The 4,115-nt window shown below is 58.9% G+C and carries 3 protein-coding genes and 2 tRNA genes; all 5 read right to left on the minus strand.

Annotation, left to right across the window (positions count from 1 at the left end):
- Positions 1 to 871, minus strand: an 871-nt coding sequence (locus QZ079_RS08355; protein ID WP_297037416.1) for a hypothetical protein, incomplete at its 3' end; no start/stop codon positions are given.
- Positions 872 to 1,140: 269 nt separating this feature from the next.
- A tRNA-Ile gene (locus QZ079_RS08360) sits at positions 1,141 to 1,216 on the minus strand.
- A gap of 49 nt (positions 1,217 to 1,265) precedes the next feature.
- Positions 1,266 to 1,338 (minus strand) — tRNA-Ala (locus QZ079_RS08365).
- A 459-nt stretch (positions 1,339 to 1,797) separates the two neighbouring features.
- Entirely contained in the window at positions 1,798 to 3,501 is a 1,704-nt protein-coding gene (locus QZ079_RS08370) for a proline--tRNA ligase (RefSeq protein ID WP_297037418.1), read from the minus strand.
- Positions 3,502 to 3,672: 171 nt separating this feature from the next.
- On the minus strand, positions 3,673 to 4,115 hold a 443-nt coding region (locus QZ079_RS08375; RefSeq protein WP_297037417.1), incomplete at its 5' end, for a flavodoxin-dependent (E)-4-hydroxy-3-methylbut-2-enyl-diphosphate synthase.

Below are 4,115 nucleotides of genomic sequence, written 5' to 3' on the forward strand. Positions count from 1 at the left end.
CGGCAAGGGAGTTGGAAAAGAGCCGATTCGTAGCGTCAGGGGCGTTGGCCCCGATGAGGGCAATCCTGCTGTCGGAGGGGGACATGGCTCCGCCATGATTGAGAAGGCCAAGATAGCCCACATAATCCGGGTCATCACGATCGATGTACGTCAGGACGTTGGTCCAGTCGATAAGATACGTATTCCCGTCGTTGTCGATATACGAGTAATAGGTTCCCGTTGGCGTTCCGTCGAACAGGCAGCCATTCGCAGAAGTCCCGGAATTCGCAATGTCGCTCGTATAGCGCGTGTAGAATTCTCCCTCCACGTCATCCCAGTACCACGTGCAAGGAGAGTCCGAGAGATATACGAAGGGAAGCGTCGGGTACACCACACCATCGTATTCTGTCGGTGTCGATCCAACGAGATAGTAAGCGTATCCATGGCGTTCGTGAACCGTTTCGATGATGGTCTGTGTTACCGCTAGGTATTGGGCGTCATCGACGTTCTGCCCGGTCATGCGGATGTGGTAGCCCTGATTCCCCTCGTCCATGTCGCCCTGAACCGCCGTCACCTCGAACTCGTACTGGTCGAGATCGCTGCCATTGGCCCAGAGATTGCCAGAATCGTCGAAGCTGAACGCGGTGGTTGACGTGCCCTGCTGATACGCCGGAATGAACGTGTCTGCCGTCAGGAGCCTATCCGCGGTATCCGTTTTGGTAAGGTTGTTGCTGATGTTCGCATGGAACACGTAGGTCTCGCCGTTGGTGGGCTCGTCGACCTTGACGTAGACGGAATCCCCTGTCGCCGCAAGCGCAAGCGTGGGCGCACCGCACAACGCGAAAACCATGGCCACGAAGACTGCTGCAATTGTAGAAATCGATCTCTTCATGTCCCTCACCCATCATGTAGTAGGCAATAGCCGCGAGTTACATACATTTACGTATTGTGTTTGAAGAGCTCGAATAGCGCGTCGCCCGTTTAGCAAGAAAAACGGGTATTGGGCCCGCCTGCCCTCGATGCCATACTTCCGGAACGCTATGCGCACCCTTTGCATTCCTGCAATCATTGGACCGTTGCCCATACCGTTCCATATTCAACTGTTCGCACGAGCGTACACATGAACAAAAAACGGCTCCCCAGCGGGAGCCGTGAGATGTATGGTGGGCCCTGGGGGATTCGAACCCTCAACCCAGGGATTATGAGTCCCCTGCGCTAACCGTTGCGCCAAGAGCCCGTATAGCAAAACGCCCTCCGATTGCTCGGAGGGCGGCTGTTCACTTGGGTGGAGACGAGGGGGATCGAACCCCTGACCTCTTGACTGCCAGTCAAGCGCTCTCCCAGCTGAGCTACGCCCCCAAGCGGTGCGGGAAATACTATACGGAAACATCGGATCGATTGCAAGCAACAATTTGAAAAAAATTAACTCGTGCTGTTGACCTGCAAGGATGCGTCACTCGAATATGTATTGAGCCTATGCTGCGCATGATGTTCAATCAAAGGATTCTGTAATTCAATCATTTCGAATCTCGAGGCACACAGTCTAGATATAACGTTCTTCAAAAATACTCGTCGCATTTGTTCATTTTTACTATCTAAAGTGAACCAATCATTCGACGATTATCTAGCATGAAAAATCATCGAAGGATTAGTTCATTTTCACGCCGAATAATGAACAAAACTTTCGATGATTTTGAACGTGGTAACGCATGAGAAGCACAATAAGGGCTTCCGATCTTTGCAAACCGGAAGCCAGTCAGTAGCAGGCGAAATTTCTTGAAGTCCGATACGCGCGAAAAGGCGTTACCAGCGGCCGAATTATGCGCGAGCAGCCTTTACGAGGGAAGCAACCTCAGCGACGACATCGGCGACGGCCACATCGCGGCGCTCCCCCGTCGCGCGATCCTTCACCTCGACGGTGCCGGCAGCGAGGCCGCGCTTGCCCACAACGACCTGGTACGGGAAGCCCATGAGGTCGTTGTCGGCGAACTTGACGCCCGCACGCTCGGCGCGATCGTCAAACACGACGTCGATACCCTCTGCAGCGAACGCCTCGGCGAGCTCCGCGGCAGCATCGAACGCCTCGCCCTTTTTGTCGAGCGAGATGACGCTCACCTCGTACGGCGCTACAGAGACCGGCCAGATGATGCCATGATCGTCATGGTGCTGCTCCACGATCGCGGCAAGCGTGCGCGAGATGCCGATGCCGTAGCACCCCATGTAGAACGGCTGCTCGCGGCCGTTCTCGTCGGCGAACGTGGCACCCATCTTGGCGGCGTACTTGTCTTGACCGATCTGGAACACCTGGCCGCACTCGATGCCGCGGCCACCCTTGAGGGGCTTTCCGCAGTGCGGGCAGGGATCGCCTTCGTGCACGGTGACGAGGTCTTCCCATGCGTCGACCGTGAAATCGCGGCCGGGGCAGGCGCCGGTGAAGTGGTAATCGACCTCGTTGGCACCGCACGTCCACGCCTTCGAAGCTTGAAGCGAGCGGTCGCACACGAGCCGGATGCCATCAGGCAGGTTCACCGGACCGATGAATCCCTTGAAGAGTCCATACTGTTCAAGCTCTTCGTCTGTCATGAGGTGAAAATCGCCAAAGAGTTTCGAGGCCTTGATCTCGTTGAGCTCGTGGTCCCCGGGCACGATCGCCACGACGGGATTGCCCTCGCCGTCGATGAGTGCGAGCGACTTGCGGGTGCCATTCTGGGGAAAGCCGAAGAACTCCGCTACCGCCTCGATGGTGCCGAGGCCAGGCGTGTGCACGCGCTCGAGCTCACCTGCACCAGATCCCTCGGAGACCACGACCGTGGTGGACGCCGCCTCGTCGTCTGCCGCGAAGCCGCAGTCGCACCACACGAGCGCTGCCTCGCCGGCCTCGGCGAGCGCCATGTACTCAATAGAGGAATCGCCGCCGATCTCGCCGGAATCCGCCGCGACGGGCAGCGCCTTGAGGCCGACGCGCTCACAGTAGCGCGCATAGGCGCCCTTCATGTCGTCGTAGCACTCCTGCATGGACTCCTGCGTAGCGGAGAAGCTGTAGGCGTCTTTCATGATGAACTCACGGCCGCGCATGAGGCCGAAGCGCGGGCGCAGCTCGTCACGGAACTTGTCCTGGATCTGGTAGAGGGTACAAGGCAGCTGCTTGTAGCTCTTGAGCTCGTTGCGTACGAGGTCCGTGAACGTCTCCTCGTGCGTGGGACCGAGGCAGAACGTGCGGTCGTGACGGTCTTGCAGGCGCATGAGCTCGGGACCGTACGCGCCGATGCGGCCGGACTCCTCCCAGAGCTCAGCAGAGGTGAGGATAGGCGCGAGCATCTCCTGGGCGCCGATGCCATCCATCTCGTCTCGGCAGATGTCCTCGATCTTGCGGATCGAGCGCCATGCGAGCGGCAGGTAGCTGTAGAGGCCGGAGGCCACTTTGCGGATGAAGCCCGCGCGGAGCATGAGCTTATGGCTGGCAAGCTCGGCCTCGGCGGGGTCCTCTTTAAGCGTGGGCGCGTAGAGCGCGGACATCTTCATGACACGGGTGCGTGCGGACACGGTTCCTCCTTGTATGACGGTAACGCGCAAGATGATACCGCATTTTGACTCGACACTTTCGAGACAGGCGCGTCACTTTGGGGACGGGTACGTTTGTGTCGTTTTTGGAACAAACATACCCGTCCCCAAAGTGACGCCCAAAGTGTTAGGTTACATGTTGTTGATCTCTTGCATGAGGGCATCGACGATTTCATCCTCGGCAACCTTACGCACGGGCTTGCCGTGTTTGAAGAGCAGGGCGCTCCCCCGGCCGCACGCCACGCCCACATCGGCATCGGACGCCTCGCCCGGGCCGTTCACCACGCACCCCATGACGGCGACGGAAATAGGTTTCGTGCAGCCCGCAAGCCGGCGCTCCACCTCCTGTGCAATGGGGATGAGGTCGACCTGCGTGCGCCCGCACGTAGGGCATGAAACGAGCTCGGGACCGCGCCGGCGAATGCCCAGGCACTCGAGGATGCCCCAGGCGACGGGCGGTTCTTCCACCGGGTCTGCCGTGAGCGAGACGCGCAGCGTGTCGCCGATGCCCTCAGCGAGCAGCACGCCAAGTCCTACCGCGCTTTTAATGGTGCCCGCGCGCACCGTCCCCGCCT

Source organism: uncultured Enorma sp. (genome assembly GCA_905210055.1).
Classification (GTDB): domain Bacteria; phylum Actinomycetota; class Coriobacteriia; order Coriobacteriales; family Coriobacteriaceae; genus Enorma.